The 20,093-nt window shown below is 67.1% G+C and carries 13 protein-coding genes and 1 pseudogene; 8 read left to right on the top strand and 6 right to left on the bottom strand.

All coding sequences use genetic code 11. The annotated features are described in order from the left end of the window. Positions 1 to 272 precede the first annotated feature (272 nt). The gene (locus ACSR87_RS16340; RefSeq protein WP_498531290.1) at positions 273 to 1,070 is read left to right on the top strand and encodes an IclR family transcriptional regulator; all 798 of its coding nucleotides are present in this window, start codon (positions 273 to 275) and stop codon (positions 1,068 to 1,070) included. 51 nt (positions 1,071 to 1,121) lie between these two features. Here ACSR87_RS16340 and ACSR87_RS16335 read toward each other — a convergent pair whose 3' ends face one another. Beyond that, positions 1,122 to 2,789, bottom strand: a complete 1,668-nt coding sequence (locus ACSR87_RS16335) for an aldehyde ferredoxin oxidoreductase family protein (protein ID WP_498531289.1) — start codon at positions 2,787 to 2,789, stop codon at positions 1,122 to 1,124. A gap of 158 nt (positions 2,790 to 2,947) precedes the next feature. Between ACSR87_RS16335 and ACSR87_RS16330 the strand changes: the two genes are divergently transcribed. Together ACSR87_RS16330 and ACSR87_RS16325 are read left to right on the top strand one after the other, a co-directional pair. After that, positions 2,948 to 4,327 (top strand): aspartate aminotransferase family protein, encoded by a 1,380-nt coding sequence (locus ACSR87_RS16330; RefSeq protein ID WP_498531288.1) that lies wholly within the window; start codon positions 2,948 to 2,950, stop codon positions 4,325 to 4,327. Positions 4,328 to 4,342: 15 nt separating this feature from the next. Next, positions 4,343 to 4,729 carry a Rid family detoxifying hydrolase gene (locus ACSR87_RS16325; RefSeq protein WP_498531287.1) on the top strand — a complete coding sequence of 129 codons (387 nt, stop codon included), beginning with the start codon at positions 4,343 to 4,345 and terminating at the stop codon, positions 4,727 to 4,729. 75 nt (positions 4,730 to 4,804) lie between these two features. Here ACSR87_RS16325 and ACSR87_RS16320 read toward each other — a convergent pair whose 3' ends face one another. After that, positions 4,805 to 5,458 carry a DUF8102 family protein gene (locus ACSR87_RS16320; protein WP_004041279.1) on the bottom strand — a complete coding sequence of 218 codons (654 nt, stop codon included), beginning with the start codon at positions 5,456 to 5,458 and terminating at the stop codon, positions 4,805 to 4,807. Between the two features lie 459 nt (positions 5,459 to 5,917). Here ACSR87_RS16320 and ACSR87_RS16315 point away from each other — a divergent pair, with 459 nt between their 5' ends. Continuing rightward, on the top strand, positions 5,918 to 7,552 hold the full coding sequence (locus tag ACSR87_RS16315) for a BCCT family transporter (RefSeq protein WP_498531286.1): 1,635 nt from the start codon (positions 5,918 to 5,920) through the stop codon (positions 7,550 to 7,552). Positions 7,553 to 7,776: 224 nt separating this feature from the next. Beyond that, on the top strand, positions 7,777 to 9,135 hold the full coding sequence (locus tag ACSR87_RS16310; protein ID WP_498531285.1) for an aminotransferase class III-fold pyridoxal phosphate-dependent enzyme: 1,359 nt from the start codon (positions 7,777 to 7,779) through the stop codon (positions 9,133 to 9,135). Between the two features lie 72 nt (positions 9,136 to 9,207). Here the strand turns inward: ACSR87_RS16310 and ilvA are convergent. Both ilvA and ACSR87_RS16300 read right to left on the bottom strand, forming a co-directional pair. Next, a pseudogene (ilvA, locus tag ACSR87_RS16305) lies at positions 9,208 to 10,511 on the bottom strand (threonine ammonia-lyase). Continuing rightward, positions 10,508 to 11,815, bottom strand: coding sequence for an amidohydrolase (locus tag ACSR87_RS16300; protein ID WP_498531284.1), 1,308 nt, complete (start codon positions 11,813 to 11,815; stop codon positions 10,508 to 10,510). The pseudogene ilvA and the gene ACSR87_RS16300 overlap by 4 nt, the downstream one beginning before the upstream one ends. Before the next feature lie 129 nt (positions 11,816 to 11,944). On the opposite strand from ACSR87_RS16300, the gene ACSR87_RS16295 reads away from it, so the two are divergent. Together ACSR87_RS16295 and ACSR87_RS16290 are read left to right on the top strand one after the other, a co-directional pair. Continuing rightward, the gene (locus tag ACSR87_RS16295) at positions 11,945 to 12,913 is read left to right on the top strand and encodes a D-2-hydroxyacid dehydrogenase (RefSeq protein ID WP_498531283.1); all 969 of its coding nucleotides are present in this window, start codon (positions 11,945 to 11,947) and stop codon (positions 12,911 to 12,913) included. Between the two features lie 6 nt (positions 12,914 to 12,919). Beyond that, positions 12,920 to 16,078, top strand: a complete 3,159-nt coding sequence (locus tag ACSR87_RS16290) for an FAD-binding and (Fe-S)-binding domain-containing protein (protein ID WP_498531282.1) — start codon at positions 12,920 to 12,922, stop codon at positions 16,076 to 16,078. Between the two features lie 86 nt (positions 16,079 to 16,164). Here ACSR87_RS16290 and gdhB read toward each other — a convergent pair whose 3' ends face one another. Then, positions 16,165 to 17,469 (bottom strand): glutamate dehydrogenase GdhB, encoded by a 1,305-nt coding sequence (gene gdhB / locus ACSR87_RS16285; RefSeq protein ID WP_008572848.1) that lies wholly within the window; start codon positions 17,467 to 17,469, stop codon positions 16,165 to 16,167. 29 nt (positions 17,470 to 17,498) lie between these two features. Continuing rightward, on the bottom strand, positions 17,499 to 18,677 hold the full coding sequence (locus tag ACSR87_RS16280; protein ID WP_498531281.1) for a M24 family metallopeptidase: 1,179 nt from the start codon (positions 18,675 to 18,677) through the stop codon (positions 17,499 to 17,501). Positions 18,678 to 19,033: 356 nt separating this feature from the next. On the opposite strand from ACSR87_RS16280, the gene ACSR87_RS16275 reads away from it, so the two are divergent. Next, a complete protein-coding gene (locus ACSR87_RS16275; RefSeq protein WP_498531280.1) occupies positions 19,034 to 20,056 on the top strand; it encodes an LLM class flavin-dependent oxidoreductase in 1,023 nt (340 codons plus the stop codon). Positions 20,057 to 20,093: the final 37 nt, after the last annotated feature.

Here is a 20,093-nt window from a genome sequence, read left to right as displayed (position 1 = left end):
CGAATACGTATATATGAACGAGCCAGTCACCCCGCAGAGGCCCCGATGATTCCAACCCTCACAGGTCGTAATAATCATAGAAAACCGTGTTAACTATTGACAACCAAAGCGCGAGCACATAAACGTTCGACTTTGCGGAACGCTCGGAGCGCCGACCAGTCGGGGGGTGTCACGGGTACGCGAGCGTGCAGCGCCGGTGTTGCGGCCGTCGTGAGCGCGACAGTAGTCGTGACGGAGATACATCTTTAAGCCCAGACCGTAGATTCCCCTCCATGAATAGACACGACCCGTCCGGCGTGCTCAAGACGACCGCCGCCTCGCTGGCGCTCGTCGACCACATCCTCGAACTGGAGGGGGCGACGATGAGCGAACTGGTCGAGGCGGCCGACCTCGCGAAGAGCACTGTCCACGCTCACCTCAAGACGCTCGCGGAGTACGGCTACGTCGTGAACATCGACAACGAGTACCAGCTGGGAGCGAAGTTCTGCCACCTCGGCGACTACGTCAGGACGCGCAAGGACTACTACCGGGTCGCCCAAGAGACCGTCTCGTGGCTCGACAGCGAGTCGTCGATGGACGCGGACTTCGCGGTCGAAGAACACGGACGTATCGTCTCGCTGTACGGCGACCTCGAGTTCGCGAACTCGCCGCGCTTTCTCATCGACGGCAGTCCGTTTCACGTCCACACGACGTGTTCCGGCAAGGCGATTATCGCCGAGTACCCGGAGACGCGAGTGCAGGAAATCATCGACCGCTGGGGACTGCCGGCGGCGACGGACGACTCCATCACGACCGAAGACGAGCTGTTCGCGGAGCTGGCGACCGTCCGCGAGCAGGGCTACGCCGAAAACAGCGGCGAGGCCGTCGAGGGGTTTTGGGCCATCGGGAAGGCCGTAAAGTCGCCGCGAGGCGAGGTGTACGGGTCGCTGAATCTGAGCGGTCCCGCCTACGTCATCGACGAGGAGACGCGTGCGACGCAGATGGAACTGCTCGAGCGCGCCGCCGAGCGGTTCGAACAGGGCGTCGCGGAACTGTATCAGACCCAAGCGAACGAGCCGAACGAAGAGTGAGAAGAGGGCGGGACGTGAGAAATGAAAAGGGGGGAACGTTCGTCGGACGCGTTACGCCGGGACGTTTCCGGACGGGACGACGCCGTCGTCGGTCCAGCCGCGACGCTCGTAGTACGCGTCGAGCGCCGCCTCGAACCCGTCTAGCTCGTCGGCGTACGGGAGCGTGTCGTCGCCGCGGTCGAAGCCGCGCTGGTTGTTGAAGTGGCGTTCGAGCGTGACGATGCGGTCGCCGACGGCCAGCAGGTCCTCGAAGTCGGCTCCGAACAGCATCTCGTAGCGTTCGGGCGTCATGAAGTCCCGCGAGAACTTACAGACGATGCCGCTGTCGTTGAGCGCCATCTGGTTTTCCTTCTCGATGAGGCGCTTGGGCTTGCCCTCGAAGCCCTCCGGGGGGTAGGCGTCGTCCTTGCCGACCAGCGGGTACTCCTGGGAGTAGAACACCGCGTACATGTGGTCCGCGCCGCGGTTGGCGACGGCGTACGACAGGCCCTGTCCGTGGAGGACGCGCCCCTCGTGGGCGGCGAAGTCCATCCCCTTGACCGTCCAGTTCTCCACGCCGAGGTCGTCGTGGACGCGGGCGATACCCTCCGCGAGGTCGTCGCCGACGCCCTCCCGGAGCGCGATTTTCTCCACGAGGTCGTGGATGAGGTCGGTGTTGCCGAACTCGTCTTCGCTGGCGAGGTAGGCCGCGACGGTGTTGCCGGCCGAGATGGCGTCGAGCCCGTAGCGGTCGCACAGTTCGTTCGACTTCATCACTTCCACGATGTCGTCGACGCCGGAGTTCGACCCGAACGCCATGGTAACCTCGAACTCTGGGCCCTCGGTCTCGACGCCCGCGTCCTCGTCTCTCGTGGGGAGTTTGCACGCGAACGCGCAGGCCGAACAGGTGCCTTTCTTGTACTTCTTTTTCTCGATGGCGTCGCCGTTGATGCCCTCCGCGCCCTCGAAGTGCCGCTCGGAGAAGTAGTACGACGGGAGCCCGTCCATCTCGTTGGCGAGGTCCAGCACGGCGACGGTTCCCTGTCGCTTCATGATGTGGTCGTCGGTGGCGGCCTCGCGGTGAATCTCCATCTGCGACGACGGAATCTCGATGTCCGGCGCGGCGTCGCCGCCGAAGGTGAGCGCCTTCACGTTCTTCGACCCGAGGACCGCGCCGAGGCCGCCGCGACCGAACGCGCGCTCCTCGCTCGTCATGATGGAGGCGAAGCGCACGAGGTTCTCGCCGGCGGGGCCGACGACCATCGTCCGGTCGGCCTCGATGTCGTGTTCGTCGTCGAGGTACGCGACCGTCTCGGGGACCGTCGCGCCGGCGAGGTCCGGGACGGCCTCGAACTCGACGCCCTCGTCGGTGACGTGGAGGACGACCAGTTCGTCGCTCGCACCCGTCAGTTCGACCGCCGAGTAGCCCGCGTCAGCGAAGTTCCGCGAGACGAACCCGCCGGCGTTCGACGAGCAGAGGCCGCCAGTTAGCGGCGAGACGCTGGTGCAGTTCGTGCGGCCGGTGAAGCTCATGTTCGACGCCTGCATCGGGCCGGTGCTGAAGTACACCCGGTTGTCCGGGCTGAACGGGTCCACGTCGAAGGGAACGCGCTCGTGGGCGAGTCGGGTGGCCACCCCGCGTCCGCCGACGTAGGATTCGAGAATCCCGTCGATGTCTTCCGTCCGACTCGTCTCGTCGCCCAGGTCGACCGTGAGAAGCGGACCTTTTGCGTGTAACATTGGAAAAAGAAGGAGTTGCCTCGCACAAATCCATTGTGGTTACTGTTGTGTCGCTAACCAAATCACCGCGTGAGGTCGACTTCGAAACCGGATACTGTGTACGTTATCAATGGGAATCGTGGACAAATTATTTATGACTGTTCTGCATGGGTTGGGACATGGTCGCAGGTCCGCCGATTCACGAGTTGCACTTCGACGACGCGCCGAACGTGGACGACGTTCCGGGGCCGAAGTCGACACGACTCCTCGAAAAGCAACAGCGAATCGACAGCAGCGCCGTCTCGTACCCCGAAGACATCCCCATCGCGTTCGAAAGCGGCAAGGGCGCGACGGTGCGCGACGCCGACGGCAACACCTTCATCGACATGTTCGCCGGTATCGGCGTGCTGAACGTCGGTCATTCGAACCCGTACGTCCTCGACGCCGTCCACGAGCAGACCGATAAGTTCGTCCACACCGTCGACTTCCCGACGGAGGCCCGACTCGACCTCATCGAGAAGCTGGACGAAATCGCGCCCGAGGGGCTGCGCGGGAACAACCGCGTCGTCTTCGGCGGCCCGACGGGGAGCGACGCCATCGAGGCGTCTATCAAACTCGCCAAGTACAACACCGAGGGAACCGGTCTCGTCGCCTTCCGCGGCGCGTACCACGGCGCGACGAGCGGCGCGATGAGTCTCACCGGCAACAAGAAGTTCAAGGGCGACTACTCGCCGCTCCTCCCTGATGTGGTCCACGCGCCCTACCCGAACACGGTCGAGATGGGCAAGGGGCCGCAGGAGTCGGTCGACCACTGTCTGGAAGAGGTCAAGGCCATCTTCGAGGACCCCTACGGCGGCCTCGCCAACCCGGCGGGCATCTTCGTCGAGCCGATTCAGGGCGAAGGCGGCGTCGTCACCCCGCCGAAGGGCTTCCTGAAGGGCCTCCGCGACATCGCCGACGACAACGACGTGCCGCTGGTGTTCGACGAGATTCAGAGCGGTCTCGGTCGCTCCGGTAAGTGGTGGGCCAGCGAGTGGTACGGCGTCACGCCGGACGTGATGACCTCGGCGAAGGCGCTCGGCGGGACCGGCTTCCCGCTGTCAGCGACCATCTACCACGAGGACCTCGACACGTGGGGGTCGGGCGACCACGCGGGAACCTACCGCGGCCACGTCGTCGGGATGCGCGCCGGCACCCGCGCCATCGAGTACATCCAGGAACACGACCTCCTCGCGCACGCCCGCGACCTCGGCCAGTACATCCGCGGCCGGCTCTCGGAGGTCGCGGAGGACAACCCCCGAATCGTGGACGTTCGCGGGAAGGGCCTGTTCATCGGCGCGGAGTTCGTCGACGCCGAGGACAACCCCGACGGCGACGCGGCCGACGCGCTCCAGCAGTACTGCTTCGAGCGCGGCGTGCTGGTGTGGAAGGCCGGCCGGCACGGCAACATCCTGCGCCTGCTCCCGCCGCTCGTGCTCACCCGCGACCTCGCGGAGACGGCGCTCGACGTCATCACCGACGGTATCGAGGCGGTCACGGCCGAAACGCAGCGAGTCTAACCACCCTCACCACCGATGCCACCCGAACGAGTCATCACGGACGACGCCCCGCGCACGGACAACCCCTACTCGCAGGGCGTCGTCGCCGGCGACACGCTCTACGTCTCGGGCTACGGCCCGGTCGACCCCGAGACGGGCGAGGAGGTCGACGGCGACATCGAAGCACAGACCGAGCGCGTGCTCGACAACATCGCGGCCGTCGTCTCCGAGGCCGGCGGCGACGGCCTCGACGACGCGGTGAAACTGACGGTGTACGTCACCGACCTCGACGACTACGAACGGGTGAACGAAGCGTACGGCGCGCGGTTCGACGAGGCGCCGCCGGCCCGCGTCTGCGTCGAGGTCGCGCAACTCCCCGGCGACGTGCGAGTCGAGATGGACGCGATAGCGTATCTCGGGTAGGTCGCGGATGCGGGGACGGGACGCGGGGACGCACCCGCGCGACCGCCGGGGTGCCGAGGACCGGCGACCCGCCGTTCAGTCGTTCAGGTCGTCGACTCGGCGGTCGCGCCGCTCGTTCGCGGCGTCGATTCGCTCGACGAACTCGGACATCTGCGCTTTCATGTCGGCGCGCAGGTCGGTCGCAGAGAAGTCGTCGGACTCCGCGAGGAGCCTGACGAACGCCTGTAACTCCTCGTCTGTGAGCTGGTCGAACGCGCCGCGTTCGAGCTTGTCGATGACGGCGTCGACGTCGATTTGGCCGACCGGTTCGACGTTAAAATCCACCGTGACCATCCGGTAGTCGGAGCCGGCCAGTTCCTGTTCGGCCTTGTTGACGCCCTCGGCGAGCATGTCCTTGAACGGGGTGTAGTAGCCCATCGTCCCGAGGTGGAGGAAGGCGAGCATGTCGGTGATGCCCCGCGTGTACGCCTCGCGGTCGGCGGCGTCGGGGTTGAACACCGTCTCGCGGTCGCGGTCTTCGAGCGACTCGAACAGGATGGTGAAATCGAGGATGGCGTTGCGGAGGCGGCGTCGAATCCGGTTTCGCTTCTGTTTTTTCGAGTGGTCGGTGTAGTCGGTCTTCCGACCGAGCAGGAACTCGCGGTCGCTCGGCGTGAGGATGCCGCGGCCGCGGTCGGCGGCGTAGGCGAGGTCGTCGGTGCCGTCCGTTCCGTCGGCGTCGTTTGCCATATACAGAACGCGTGTACGAATTCGATTAAGCGTTACGAACGGACCGGAAATTCGGCCGATACGGGCCGGAAATCCGGGATTCCTCGGATTCTGTCTACGATTCGTGTGAGAACGCCGGGAGCGCGCGAACGAGGAGGCACCGTTCGGAGCGACGCGCTCGCCCACGGCGCGACGACCCACCGAAATCGAACCGACCACCGGTTTTTCGACCGTTTGTAAACGGATTCCGTTCTCGGTATCACCGATAACCACAAATTTTATGGTAATGTTTGCACTTGTCGTGACGTAAGACACCAGGTAGCACGGTGTCCGTCGGAGCGATAGCATGACAGACCACATTACAGCACACGGGTGCAACGGTCATCGTGGCGCACAGTTCGGGGCGCGGGCCTCGACCAGTCAGTCGGGAGGTGACGGCTCCGTGCGGACGGAGTCGAGAGGCGCGGTCACTCACGGGGGGTGCCGGCGGTGAGTTCCTCCAACGGCGCGGTCAGCGAGTTCCTCGACGAAATCGAGCCGGTGATATTCGCGTTCGGCGCGGCGATAACGCTGCTTTTCGTCGGCGCGTTCAGCCTCAACCCCGAGGGCTCCTACGAGTTCGTCCTCGGGATTCGCCGGTGGATTCTCGCGACGTTCAACTGGTTCTTCCTGATAGCGATGCTCGGGTTCGTCCTGTTCTTGGGCTTCGTCATCTTCGGGCCGTGGGGGAACCTGAAACTCGGTGACGAGGACCCCGAGTACGGCTTCCTCTCGTACTTCGCGATGATGTACTCCGCCGGCCTCGCGGCGGGCATCGTCTTCTGGGGGCCCGCGGAGGCGCTGTTCCACTACTCGACGGTCCCGCCGCTGTACGGGGCCGAGGCCCAGTCCTCGGCGGCGATGCCGCTGGCGGTCCAGTACTCCATCTTCCACTGGAGTCTGACCCAGTGGTCGTGTTTCACCGTGATGGGCCTCGCCATCGGCTACTTCGTCTACAACTACGACGCGCCGCTCCGCGTGTCGGCGGTGCTGACGCCGATTCTCGGCGCGGACAACGTCGACGGCGCAATCGGGAAGGTCGTCGACATCCTCGCCGTGTTCGCGACCCTCGGCGGCGTCGCTACTTCGCTGGGCTTCATCGGGAGCCAGTTCATCACCGGCCTGAACTTCCAGTGGGGTATCCAGCTCGGTGACGTGGGGACCATCCTCGTCATCACGGGTATGGTGGTCATCTTCACCATCTCGTTGGTGTTGGGCGTCGACAAGGGGATTCGCCGGCTCTCGAACTTCAACATGGTCGTGTTCGGCCTATTGATGCTCGCGACGCTGATATTCGGGCCGACCTTCCGCATCCTCGAACTCGGTACGCAGGCGACCGGCGGCTTCGTCGGTGACTTCTTCCAGATGAGCCTGTTCACGCAGGCCACCGCGACCAGCGCCAGTAAGTGGGTCAACGCGTGGACCGTCTTCTACTGGCTCTGGCCGCTGGCGTGGTCGCCCTTCGCGGGCCTGTTCATCGCCCGCATCTCGCGCGGCCGGAGCGTCCGCGAAGTCGCGTTCGCCGGCATCGGCGCGACCTCGCTCGCGACGGTCCCGTGGTTCGCCATCGTCGGCGGCGCGGGCGTCATCATGCAGCACACGGGCGCGGCGAACGTCCTCGGTCCGGTCTCGGAGTACGGCGAGGCGGTCTCGGGGTACGTCCTCTTCGGCAATCTCCCCATCGCCGGGCCGCTCCTCCTGTTCGCGTTCCTCGTGCTCGTGACGACGTTCTTCGTCACCTCGGCCGACTCCTCGACGCTCGCGGTGTCGATGATGACCACCGGCGGGAAAGAAGAGCCGTCCGCGCTCAACCGCATCTTCTGGGCCGTCCTCCAGGGTGCGGTCGCGTCCATCCTGATGGTCGTCGGCGGCGTGAACGCCTTGCAGTCCGCGGCGATTATCACGGGCGCGCCGTTCGCGATTATCTGCGTGATAGCGACGCTCGGACTCATCCGAACCTTCCAAAAGGACTACGGCAGCCTCCTCCTCCAAGACGAGACGAACCTCTGGGGGAAATCGGAGTCGACCGGCGGGCAAGCGCCGGCCGTGAACGTCTCCAGCCACGACGACGACTGACGCCGAGTCCAGCCGACCGCAGTTCCGTCCCCGTCTCTGTCCCCGTCTCCGTCCCCTGTCTCCGTCCCCTGTCACCGTCGCTCTCCATTCTACGAGGACCAGCGTTGACCGGGCGTGCTGCGGTCTCGGACGCGCGGCCGAGCGACGACCCCCATCGCGAATCGTTTGGTGTGGTAGTTTTTGTGATACCAAGTTTTAATGTACGGCATCAACAAATCCTGTGTATGGATCGGGATACCGCAGAGCCGGACGCAGCAGCGCTGCCCGGACCCAACGCCGAGAAGTGGGTCGAGTTCCACCACGAGCACGCCGCGCCCAGCGAGTACTCCCACGAGTTCGTCTGGGACGTGACCGCCGAGGCCGACGGCCCGTTCGTCACCGACGTGGACGGCAACGTCCTCTTGGACTTCACCTGCCACATCGGGGCCGCCCCGCTCGGCTACAACAACGAGAAGGTGCTGTCGAAGCTCCGGGAGTTCGACCTCGTCGAGCCGATGAAAATCGCCGGCCAAGACATGTACTTCGGCGCGGGACCGGACCCCGAGACCGCCGAGTTCCCCGGGTCGAGCCACCTGATGGACAAGCTGACCGACGTGTCCTCTCACTACGGGATGGACACGGTGTTCCTGTCGAACTCCGGGGCCGAGGCCGTCGAGAACGCGATGAAGATAACGCACGACCACAAGGCCCCCGCGAAGTACGGCTACGCCTTCGAGGGGAGCTTCCACGGGCGGACGCTCGGGACGCTCTCGCTCACGAAGTCGAAGGAGGTCTACACCCGTCACTACCCGCAGGTCGCGGGCATCGAGACGGTGCCGTTCTGCGCGGACGCGGGTTGTTCGGCCGACGACTGCGACTGCGGCTTCTTCGCCGGCGGCGGGTCGCAGTTGCGGAACTCGCTCTCGCCGGAGGGCGGCCACGTCAACCCCGACGAGGTCGCGTTCGCGATTCTCGAACCGATTCAGGGCGTCGGCGGCTACCGCTTCCCGAGCGAGGAGTTCATGGCCGAAGTGGGCGACGTCTGCGACACCTACGACATCCCGCTCGTCGTGGACGAGATTCAGTCCGGCGTCGGCCGCACCGGCGAGATGTGGGCCGCCGACCACTACCCCATCGAACCCGACGTCATCGCCAGCGCGAAGGGCCTCCGCGTCGGCGCGACCGTCTCGCGGTCCGACGTGTTCCCGACCGAGAAGAACCGCCTCGGGTCGACGTTCGGCGGCGGCGACCTGCTCGCGTCGATGCAGGGCGCGCTCACGCTCGACGCCATCGAGGAGTACGACCTGCTCGACAACGCGACCGAGCGCGGCCGGCAGGCGAAGGAACTCCTCGCCGACGACGCACCCGACCACGTGGTCGATATCCGCGGCAAGGGCCTGATGCTCGCCGTCGAGTTCGACACCAAGAAGCGCCGCGACGCCGTCGTCGAAGCGGCGCTCGACCGCGGCCTGCTCACCCTCGGCTGCGGGAAGAAGACGATTCGCCTCCTGCCCCCGCTCGACTCCACCGAGCGCGAAATCGAGCTGGGCGTGGGCATCTTCTGCGAGGCGATGGACGCCGTGGCGACCGAAGCGGTCGCGTGAGCGGCGGCGGAAGACGAACAGCACGAGACAGACGCGGCCCCGAGACGGGCCGCCCCCGTGTTTCCGGACGCGTCAGGATGACCCGAATGGCTCAGTAGAGTCGCCGCTGCGCTCGCCCAGCGAGTGCGAGACGACCTCGACGCCGTCGAGCGCCGAAAGCGAGTCGAGCGCGTCCGCGAGGTGGTCCGTGCCGCTCCCGTCGAGTCGGACCTCGACCGGAACCCGATTCGGCGCGTCGGACGCGGTTCGGGCGGCGCGCTCGACGCGGTCGAGTTCGGCTCCCGAGGCAGCGACGGCCTCGGAGAGGTCGCCCAGCGCCGCCGGCCAGTCGTCGAGTTCGAGGCGGGCTTCGACGGCGCGCCCGAGCGCCTGCATCCCGACGCGGGTCAGTTCGGCGTGTTCGGAGAGGCCGACGTTGCCGCCGGAGACGACGGCCGCGACGTGCTCACCCTCGACGTCGACCGCACCGGAGAGGAGCGCGGCGACCGGGGCCGCGCCGGCCGGTTCGGCGACCGTCTTCGCCCGCTCCGCGAGGACCGTCGTGGCGACTGCGAGGTCCGTGTCATCGACCAAGACCACGTCGTCGACGCGGTCGCGGACGACCGCGAAGGTTCGTTCTAACAGCCGCGCGTCAGCGATGCCCTCGGCGACGGTATCGACTTCGGAGAGCATGCGAATCTCGTCTCCAGCGAGGGCTTGACGTGGGCCGCGCCCTCGGGTTGGACGCCGATGACGCGCACGCCGGGGTCCCGCGCCTTCATCGCGGTGGCGATGCCGGAGATGAGGCCGCCGCCGCCGATGGAGACGAGAACCGTGTCCACGTCGGGCGCGTCGGCCGCGATTTCCCGGCCGACGGTCCCCTGCCCGGCGATGACGGCGGCGTCGTCGAAGGGATGGACGAACTCCAGCCCCTCCTCCTCTGCGAGTTGTAGGGCGTGTTCGTACGACGCCTCGTAGATGTCGCCCTCGACGACGACGGTCGCGCCGTAGCCGCGGGTGGCGTCGATTTTTACCGCCGGGGTGATTTCGGGGACGACGATGGTCGTGTCGATACCGAGCAGGTCGCCGGCGAGCGCGACGCCCTGCGCGTGGTTGCCGGCGCTGGAGGCGACGACGCCCCGCTCGCGCACCGACTCGGGGAGTTGCGCCATCGCGTTGTACGCGCCGCGAATCTTGAACGACCCCGTCCGCTGGACGTTCTCCAGTTTGAGGTCGACCCGCTCGGCCCCGCAGCGGTCGGCGATAGTCCGCGAGCTATCGAGCGGCGTCCGGTGGACCACGCCGTCGAGTCGCTCGTGGGCGTCCGCCACGTCCTCGGCGGTGACGACTTCCGACGCCGGAGGAGCCGACTCGCCGGTGACGCGGTCGTCGCTCATCGGTCGGCTCCCGCGAGTTTCGGTGCCGACTCGACTCCCGCGACCGACAGAATCGACCGCGTGAGGACTTCGACGCCGGTTTCGAGGCTTCGTTCGTCCACGTCGAACGTCGCGGTGTGGTGGCTCGTCGGGTGGTCGGTGCCGACGATGGAGTAACACGCGAGGCCGCCGTCTCGCTGGACGCGCTCCATGAGGAACGTCGCGTCCTCGCTCGCGCCGAAGTCGGCGCTCGGCACGACGCGGTCGACGCTCTCGACGGTCTCGGCGGCGTCGGCGACGGCCTCGACGAGTTCGGGGTCGCTGTCGGCCCGCGGGCTCTCGCTGACCACGTCCACGGTCGCCTCGCAGTCGTGCAGTTCGGCCGCCTTCTCGAACCGCCGGCGGAGTTCGGCCTTCGCGTACTCCATGAGTTCGGTGGTCTCGCCGCGCGCCTCGGCGACGGCCTCGACCTCGTCGGCGATGACGTTGCTCGCGGTGCCGCCTTCGACCCGGCCGACGTTGACGCGGGTCATCCCGTCGGAGTGCCGCGGAATCCCGTAGACGCTCTCGATGGCCGTTCCGAGCGCGTGGATGGCGTTCGCGCCGGCCTCCGGCGCTTTCCCGGCGTGGGCGGTCGTCCCCTCGATTTCCGCGTCGATGTGGCACATGGCGAGCGGTTTCTCGATGCCGGCGACGACTTCGCCCGTCGGGTGGTCGAGGCCGACGTGGACCGCGAAGAAGTAGTCGATGCCGGCGGCGTAGTCGCTTTTCGCCATCGGCGCGCCGCCGCCCGAAATCTCCTCCGCGGGCTGGAAGAACACGACGAGCCGACCCGAAAAATCGCTCTTCTTGACGGCTTCGAGCGTCGCCAGCCCCCACGTCATGTGGGTGTCGTGGCCGCAGGCGTGCATCGTCTCGCCCGTCTCCGAGCGGAAGCCCTCGGCGGCGGGGGCGTGGCCCGCGTCGTCCGACTCCTCGATGAACAGCCCGTCGATGTCGACGCGGAGGCCGACCGTCGGCCCCTCACCGCGGTCGAGGACGGCGACGCAGCCGGTCGCCCCGCCGCGGAGCGGTTCGAGGAGGGTAGGGTCGACCCCGCTGTCGAGGGCCCGTTCGTACCACTCGTCGAGTCGGTCGTCGCTCGGGACAGCCATCCGGTCTGCGGGGTCGTAGGCGTCCGCGCCGACGGCGAGTTCGTCCACGCCGATGGCGCGCAGTTCCTCGACGAGCCGCGCGGTCGTCCGGAACTCGCACCAGCCCGGTTCGGGGTGGCGATGGAGGTCTCTGCGAAGCTCCGCTAATCGCGCTCGAACGGCGTCGGCCATGCGTACACGTACCACCCGCCACCCACTTAAGCATAAACGGTATCCGTGGACACCGGCTACACAAAAAGACTAAGGGAGCGTCACCCAATCGATGTAGCAACCGCGCCCGCGACGCGCGCGACCGATATCATGACCGAGACAGACATCGTCGTCCTCCGCGAGGGGACCGAGGGCCTTTCGATGGAATCGTACGCGAACGCGCTCCGCGAGCGCCTCCCGGACCGGACCGTGACGCTCGCCCGGACGCCGAAACAGGAACGCGAACTCGTCGCCGACGCCCGCGTGGTCACGGGCATCACCATCGACGAGGACCTGCTGGACCGCGCCGACCGACTCAAACTGTTCGCCTGCACGTTCGCCGGGACCGACCACGTCCCGATGGACGCGCTCGCGGACCACGGCGTCACCGTCACCAACGCCGGCGGCATCCACGCGCCGGGCATCGCCGAGCAGGCCATCGGCAACATGCTCGTGTTCGCCCGCCGCCTCCACGAGGGCTGGCGGCGCAAGCAGAGCGCCGAGTGGCGACATTTCCAGTCCGGCGAGTTCACCGACAGCACGGTGACGATTATCGGCCTCGGCTCCATCGGGCAGGCCGTCGCTCAGCGGTTACAGGGTTTCGAAGTGGAGACTATCGGTATCCGCTACACCCCGTCGAAGGGCGGGCCGACCGACGAAGTCGCCGGCTTCGACTCCGACGCGATTCACGACGCGCTCTCCCGAAGCGACTACGTCGTGGTCGCGTGCCCGCTAAACGACCTGACTCGCGGACTCATCGGCGAGGCGGAGTTCGCCACGCTGCCGACCGACGCGGTGCTCGTCAACGCCGCCCGCGGCGGCATCGTCGACACCGACGCGCTCGTATCGGCGCTCCGGTCGAACAAGATTCGCGGGGCCGCCCTCGACGTGACCGACCCCGAACCGCTCCCCGCCGACCACCCGCTGTGGGGGCTGGAAAACTGCCTCATCACGCCCCACACGGGCGGCCACACGCCGAAACACTGGGACCGCCTCGCCGACATCGTCGCCGGGAACCTCGGACGACTCGACGAGGGCGCGGAACTGGAGAACCAAGTGCTGGCCGCCGAGTCGAACTGACTCCCGATGGCGACGCAGGAACGTCCCGACGACTCTCACGGCGACCGACAGGCCGACTCGTCCGGTGACCAGCGTGCCGACCCCAGTAACGACTCGCGCGCCGACTACGACTACGTCGGCGGCGACACCGACCGCGAGGCGCTCGTCTCCGACCTCGACCGCCTCGTCGACGGCGACGTTCGGTTCGACGAGTACACCCGACAGCTGTACGCGACCGACGCCTCGGCGTACGAAGTGCTTCCTGTCGGCGTCGTCATGCCGACCTCGACCGCCGACGTGGCGACCGTCGTGGAGTACTGCGCCGACCGCGAGATACCCGTCCTCCCGCGCGGCGGCGGCACGAGCCTCGCCGGACAGGCCGTCAACGAGGCGGTCGTCCTCGACCTCTCGCGGCACATGGACGGGGTCCGGTCGGTAGACCCTGAAGCGGCGACGGCGACCGCGCAGGCCGGGGTCACGCTCGCGGACCTCAATAACTCCGCGGCCGACCATGGTCTCACGTTCGGCCCGGACCCCGCCGCGGGCGACCGGAGCGTCCTCGGAGGCGCTATCGGCAACAACTCCACCGGCGCGCACTCGCTGAAGTACGGTAAGACCGACTACTACGTCGAGGAGTGCGAGGTCGTCCTCGCCGACGGGAGCGTCCACCAGTTTGGCGAGGTGCGCGTGGACGACCTCCGGGAGAAAGCCGACCCCGACAGCGACGCGTGGGGAGCCGACGGTCCGGAGAGTCCGCTTCTCCCCCGAATCTACGCCGAGGTCGTCCGCGTGCTCGACGAGGAGCGCGAGGAGATAGACGCCCGCTACCCGGACCTCAAGCGCAACGTCTCGGGCTACAACCTCGACGTGCTGGTCGATGAGGCTCGCGGGGAGCGCCCGCTTGCCGACGGGACCGACACCGACCCGAACTGCGAGCCGGGAACCGTGAATCTCGCGCGCCTGCTCGCCGGGAGCGAGGGCACCCTCGCCGTCGTGACCGAGGCGACCGTCTCGCTCGAACCGCTCCCGGAGACGAAGGCGGTCGCGCTCCTCACCTACGAGGACGTGTTCGACGCCGCCGCCGACGTGGCCCCCATCCTCGACCACGACCCCGCGGCGGTCGAACTCATCGACGACGTGCTCATCGACCTCGCGCTCGACACCGCCGAGTTCCGCGACGTGGCCGCGTCGCTCCCCGACGGCACCCGCGCGGCCCTGCTGGTCGAGTTCTACGCCGACTCCGACGCCGAAGGCCGGCGGAAAGTCGCTGACCTGCTGACGGCCCGCGCACCTTCGGTGACGCCGGAGGCGACGCCCTCGGAGGGCGTCGGCGTCGCCGACGACGCCCGCGCGTTCGACGCGCTGGAAGCCCACGACGAGGCGGCCCGCGCAGGGCTCTGGGAGATGCGCAAGGCCGCCGCGCCCATCCTGCTGTCGCGGACGACCGACGAGAAGCACATCTCCTTTATCGAGGACTGCGCCGTGCCGGCCGACGAACTCCCGGGGTACGTCGAACGCTTCCGCGAGGTCATCGACGACCACGACGCCAACACGAGTTTCTACGCTCACGCGGGCCCGGGCGTGCTGCACGTCCGCCCGCTGGTCAACACGAAGACGCTCGACGGCCTCGATTCGTTCGAGACCATCGCCGACGAGGTGACCGACTTCGTCGTCGAGGCCGGCGGGTCGGTGTCGGGCGAACACGGCGACGGCCGCGCGCGGACCCAATGGAACCGGAAACTGTACGGCGACCGCCTCTGGAACGCCTTCCGCGACCTCAAGACCGCATTCGACCCCGACTGGCTCCTGAATCTGGGGCAGGTCTGCGGCGACGTGTCGATGACCGAGAACCTCCGGTTCGACCCCGACTACGAGTTCGACGCCGGTTTCGACCCCGAACTCGAGTGGGACACCGAAAACGGCTTTCAGGGGATGGCCGAACTCTGCCACGGCTGCGGCGGCTGTCGGGGCGACCAATCGACCACCGGCGGCGTGATGTGTCCGACCTACCGCGCCACGGAAGAGGAAGGATTGTCGACCCGCGGCCGGGCGAACATGCTCAGACAGGCGATGAGCGGCGACCTCGACGCCGACGCGACGGACACCGAGTTCATGCGCGAGGTGCTGGACCTCTGTGTCGGCTGTAAGGGCTGTGCCCGCGACTGTCCGAGCGAAGTCGACATGGCGAAGCTCAAAGCCGAGGTCGAACACGCCCACCACCAGCGCGAGGGCGCGAGCCTCCGAGACCACCTGTTTGCTGAGGTGGACCGCCTGAACGCGCTGGGCTCGCGGCTCGCTCCGCTTTCGAACTGGGCGGCGAAGGTGCCGGGCGCGCGGACGGTCATGGAGAAGGCCGTCGGCATCGCCCGCGAGCGGTCGCTTCCGACGTTCCACCGCGAGTCGCTGGAAGACTGGTTCGAGGCGCGGGGCGGTGCTCGCGTCCCCGCGGCCGAGGCGACCGACAAGGTGCTTCTGTTCCCCGACAGCTACACCAACTACAACCACCCCGACGCGGGAAAGGCCGCGGTCCGCGTCCTCGAAGCCGCCGGCGTCCACGTCTCGATTCCCGACGACGTGACCGCGACCGGCCGGCCGGCCCACTCGAAGGGCTTCCTCGACCGGTCGCGGGCGCGCGCCGAGACGAACGTCGACGCGCTCGCGCCCCGCGTCGAAGCCGGCTGGAGCGTCGTCCTCGTCGAACCCTCCGACGCGGTCATGCTCCAGTCGGACTACCTCGACCTGCTTTCGAGCGAGGCGGCCGAGCGCGTCGCCGCCGAGACCTACGGCATCATGGAGTACCTCGACGCGAAGCGCCTCGTGGAGGATATCGACCGCGACGCGTCGGCGGGCGCGGCCGACGAGACGCTGACGTACCACGGCCACTGCCACCAGAAGGCGACGCGGAAAGACCACCACGCTGTCGGTGTCCTCCGGCGCGCCGGCTACGACGTGGACCCACTCGATTCCGGCTGTTGCGGCATGGCCGGGAGCTTTGGCTACGAGGCCGAACACCACTCGCTGTCGACGGCCATCGGCGGCATCCTCGCGGACCAGATTAGCGGGAGCCGCGGCGACACCGTCGTCGCCCCCGGCGCGTCGTGTCGGACCCAACTGGAGGACATGGACGGCGCGGCCGACGACCCGCCGCACCCGATAGAGAAAGTCGCCGACGCGGTCGCTGACTGAGACGCGCGCCGAAAAAGAAATCGGGTCGCATCGCGGCCCTCGCCTCGGGGCCGGAGTCGATTACGTGTCGCGCGACGCGCAGTCGCTCAGGGCCAGAGGCCCCGCGTCTCCTTCGCGCCGCCGATGCGGGAGAGCGCGACCACGTACGCCGCGTCGCGCCACGTCAGGTCGCGTTCTTCGACGTGTTCGCGGACCGCGTTCCACGCCTTGAGCATCTCGGCTTCGAGTTCCTCGTGGACGCGTTCGAGCGACCACTGGCGGCGGTTGATGTCCTGGAGCCACTCGAAGTACGAGACCGTCACGCCGCCGGCGTTGGCGAGGATGTCGGGGACGACGGGAATCCCGCGCTCCTCGAGGACGGCGTCGGCCGCGAACGTCGTCGGCCCGTTCGCGCCCTCGACGACCATCTCCGCCGAGATGGCGTCGACGTTCTCGGTCGTGATGACGTTCCCGATGGCCGCCGGGATGAGCACGTCCACGTCGAGTTCGAGCAGTTCCTCGTTCGAAAGCGACTCGGGGGCGTCGTAGCCCGACACCATGCCGGGGCGCTCGTCGTGGCCCTCGACGTCCTGCGTGTCGAGGCCGTCGGGGTCGTAGATGGCTCCGTCCACGTCGGAGACGGCGACCACCTTCGCGCCCCACTCGTCGAGGAGGCGGGCGGCGTTCGCGCCGACGGAACCGAACCCTTGGACCGCGACGGTCGTGTCTTCGATGTTCCAGTCGTAGAAGTCAACGGCCTCGCGGGTGACGATAGCGACGGAGCGACCGGGAGCCTCCTCGCGGCCGTACGAGCCGCCGATAACCGGCGGCTTGCCCGTCACGACGCCGGGCGTCGTCTCGCCCTGCTGCATCGAGTAGGCGTCCATGAACCACGCCATCTCCTGCGGGCCGGTTCCCATGTCGGGCGCGGGAACGTCCTTCTTCGGTCCGACGACGTTGCGAATCTCCTCGGCGAAGCGGCGCGTGAGTCGCTCGCGCTCCTCGTCGGAGAGCGTCTTCGGGTCGACCGCGACGCCGCCCTTGCCGCCGCCGAACGGCAGGTCCATCACGGCGCACTTCCACGTCATCCACATCGAGAGGCCGATACACTCGTCGGCGGTCACTTCCGGGTGGTAGCGAAGCCCGCCCTTGTACGGCCCGCGCACGTCGTCGTGCTGGGCGCGGAAGCCGGTGAACACGTCAAGCGAGCCGTCGTCGCGGCGGAGCGGGACCGACACCTGCTGGACTCGCGTCGGGTGCTTCAGGCGCGCGACGACGCCGTCGTCCACGTCGGCGTGGCTCGCCGCGCGTTCGAGCTGTCTGCGCGCCGTCGCCAGCGCCGTCTCGGGTTCGGACCCCGAGCCGCCGTCGGTGACCGCTTCGCCGTTTCGATTTTTGCCATCTTCGTTCATGCTATTAGGGCTGTGACCCGGAGTCATAATTAGGTTGTGAATAGTCGCCGGGGGAAGTCGGCCAGCGGCTCCGCCCCGTCGGACGTGACGACGAACGTCTCGCTGAGTTCGACGCCGAAGTCGTCGAACCAGAGACCGGGGATGGTGTGGAACGTCATGTTCTCTTCGAGGACGGTCTCGTCGCCGGGACGGAGGCTCGCCGTGTGCTCGCCCCAGTCCGGGGGGTAGCCCAGCCCCATCGAGTAGCCGATGCGGTCTTTCTTCTCGATGCCGTACTCGGCGATGGTGTCGCGCCACGCCTTCTCGACGGCCTCGCAGGTCACGCCGGGTTCGACCGCGTCGAGGGCGGCCTCCATCCCCTCGACGACGATGTCGGCCCGCCGGGACAGCTCTTCGGGCGGGTCGCCGACGAACGTCGTCCGCGCGAGCGGCGAGTGGTAGCGGTGTCGACAGCCGGAGAGTTCGATGATGACCGGGTCGCCGTCCTCGAACTCGCGGTCGGTCCACGTGAGGTGCGGCGTGCCGGTGTGGTCGCCCGAGGGCATCAGCGGGACGATAGACGGGTAGTCGCCGCCGTAGTCGTCGGTTCCCTCGATGAGCGCCGAGTAGATGGCCTCGGCGGCCTCGTACTCGGGGACGCCCTCCTCGATGACGTCGAGGCCGGCCTGCATCGCGTTCTCGGAGATGCGGGCGGCCTCGCGCATATAGTCGAGTTCGGCGTCGGACTTCTTGATGCGAACCCGATTGACGAGGAGCGTCGTGTCCTCGAAACTCGCCTCGGGGAGGTTCTTTTGCAGGCGCGTGTACGACTTCGCGGTGAAGTAGTAGGCGTCCATTTCGAGGCCGACGCGAGCGTCGTCGACGCCGAGGTCCTCCAGCACGGCCGCGACGAAGTCCATCGGGTGGAGGTCGTGCGGCGACTGGACGTGGTCGTCGCTGTACGGCCGGATGCTCTCCTCGCTCAGCGTGGTCGTCGCGCGCGCGCCGTTGGCGTCCATGTCGCGGCCGACCCACACGGGTTCGTCGCGGTCCCGCGTGACCACGACGCCCTGACGGACGTAAAAGGACCAGCCGTCGTAGCCGGTGAGGTAGTTCATGTTCGCGGGGTCGCTCACGAAAAGCGCGTCCAGTCCCCGCTCGGCCATCCGCTCTTTGGTCCGGGCGATGCGTCTGTCGTACTCGGCGCTGTCGAATACGGCTCTTGGCATGGGAACCTCTATCGAACCATCGGATAGGGCCCGTAAAAATTTTTTGTGGACCGTGGTGACGGATACTGTGTACGCCGGCGATATTCGAGAGACATAATATTGTATTATATATACAATACCATAACCATATCCTGTGGGTCTAATGATTGAGTCATCGGGACTGATTCCCATATCCGAATTGTACGCATTCCTTATCCAGATATAAATTTAGATAATCTAGATTATTTAGAACATTTGAAAAATGCAGATTATAGTAAAGATGATTTAGAGCAATACTGTCTGTTTTAGAAATCGCAGGAACAGTACGCATCTGCTGGGAGCCCAATCGTTATTCCTCGCAGTCTCGGAGCGGGGGTATGGACTTCTCTATCGTCGACCTCTCGCCGGTTCCAAAGGGTGGGACCGCGACCGACGCGTACGCGAACACCGTCGAAACCGCCAAGCAAGCCGAGCGACTGGGTTACTCGCGCTTCTGGGTTGCCGAGCACCACGGCATGGCGAACACCCTGGCGGGGACGACGCCCGAAGTGTTGCTCGGCCACCTCGCCGCCGAGACGGACTCGATTCGGCTCGGTTCCGGCGCGGTGTTGCTCAACCATTACAGCCCGTTCAAGGTCGCAGAACAGTTCGGCGCGCTCGACGGACTCGCGCCCGGCCGCATCGACGCGGGACTCGGGCGGGCGAACGGGTCGCCGGCGGCGGACCAGGCACTCGGGACGGACCGGCACGTCGAGGACCCCGACGGCGACCACGCCGAGAAGGTCGAGGCCGTCGTCAACCATCTCTACGACGACTACCCCGACGAACACCCCTACGCCGACCTCGAAATCCCGCGGGGCGATGGCGACCTACCGGTCCCGTGGGTGCTCGGGTCGAGTCCGTCGAGTGCGACCATCGCGGGCGAACTCGGACTCCCCTACTGCTTCGCGGGCTTCATCAGGCCGCAGTTCGCCGTCCACTCCTTCGAGGAGTACCGCGAGAGCTTCCAGTCGTCGTCGCTCGCCGGCGGCATCGACGAACCACACGGCATGGTCGCGGTGAACGCCGTCTGCGCCGAGACCGACGAGGAGGCCGCGCGGCTCCGCGCGGTGGCCGAGGCGACGTACAAGCGGATGCGCCGCGGCGAAGTCGGTACGAGGCCGACCGTCGAGGAGGCGATAGACGAACTCGGCGGCGTCCCCGAGCCCACGCCCGCGACGCTCGGAGCGAAGGAGTGGCCGCGCGCGATTTCCGGCAGTCCCGACACGATTTCGGGGCTGTTGGACCAGCTCGCGGAGCGCGTCGGGGCCGACGAGATGATGATTCAACACGTCGTCGGCAATCACGAAGACGGCCTCCGCTCGCACGAACTGCTCGCAGAGGGCGTCGGCCTCGTCTGACGCGCCGGTCTCCGAGACAGTCCGTCTCCCGGACGAT

The organism is Haloferax sp. SDI50 (assembly GCF_059802635.1).
The sequence above is the reverse complement of the archived record's forward strand: the minus strand, read 5'-3'. Positions and strand labels throughout refer to the sequence as shown.

Bases quoted from the DNA above. Each gene is read 5' to 3' on its own strand.
- ACSR87_RS16295 (WP_498531283.1), top strand. From the start codon at position 11,945: ATGACCGAGACAGACATCGTCGTCCTCCGCGAGGGGACCGAGGGCCTT.
- ACSR87_RS16335 (WP_498531289.1), bottom strand. From the start codon at position 2,789: ATGTTACACGCAAAAGGTCCGCTTCTCACGGTCGACCTGGGCGACGAG.
- ACSR87_RS16280 (WP_498531281.1), bottom strand. From the start codon at position 18,677: ATGCCAAGAGCCGTATTCGACAGCGCCGAGTACGACAGACGCATCGCC.
- ACSR87_RS16290 (WP_498531282.1), top strand. From the start codon at position 12,920: ATGGCGACGCAGGAACGTCCCGACGACTCTCACGGCGACCGACAGGCC.
- ACSR87_RS16320 (WP_004041279.1), bottom strand. From the start codon at position 5,458: ATGGCAAACGACGCCGACGGAACGGACGGCACCGACGACCTCGCCTAC.
- ACSR87_RS16300 (WP_498531284.1), bottom strand. From the start codon at position 11,815: ATGGCCGACGCCGTTCGAGCGCGATTAGCGGAGCTTCGCAGAGACCTC.
- ACSR87_RS16325 (WP_498531287.1), top strand. From the start codon at position 4,343: ATGCCACCCGAACGAGTCATCACGGACGACGCCCCGCGCACGGACAAC.
- ACSR87_RS16340 (WP_498531290.1), top strand. From the start codon at position 273: ATGAATAGACACGACCCGTCCGGCGTGCTCAAGACGACCGCCGCCTCG.
- ACSR87_RS16330 (WP_498531288.1), top strand. From the start codon at position 2,948: ATGGTCGCAGGTCCGCCGATTCACGAGTTGCACTTCGACGACGCGCCG.
- ACSR87_RS16275 (WP_498531280.1), top strand. From the start codon at position 19,034: ATGGACTTCTCTATCGTCGACCTCTCGCCGGTTCCAAAGGGTGGGACC.
- ACSR87_RS16310 (WP_498531285.1), top strand. From the start codon at position 7,777: ATGGATCGGGATACCGCAGAGCCGGACGCAGCAGCGCTGCCCGGACCC.
- gdhB (WP_008572848.1), bottom strand. From the start codon at position 17,469: ATGAACGAAGATGGCAAAAATCGAAACGGCGAAGCGGTCACCGACGGC.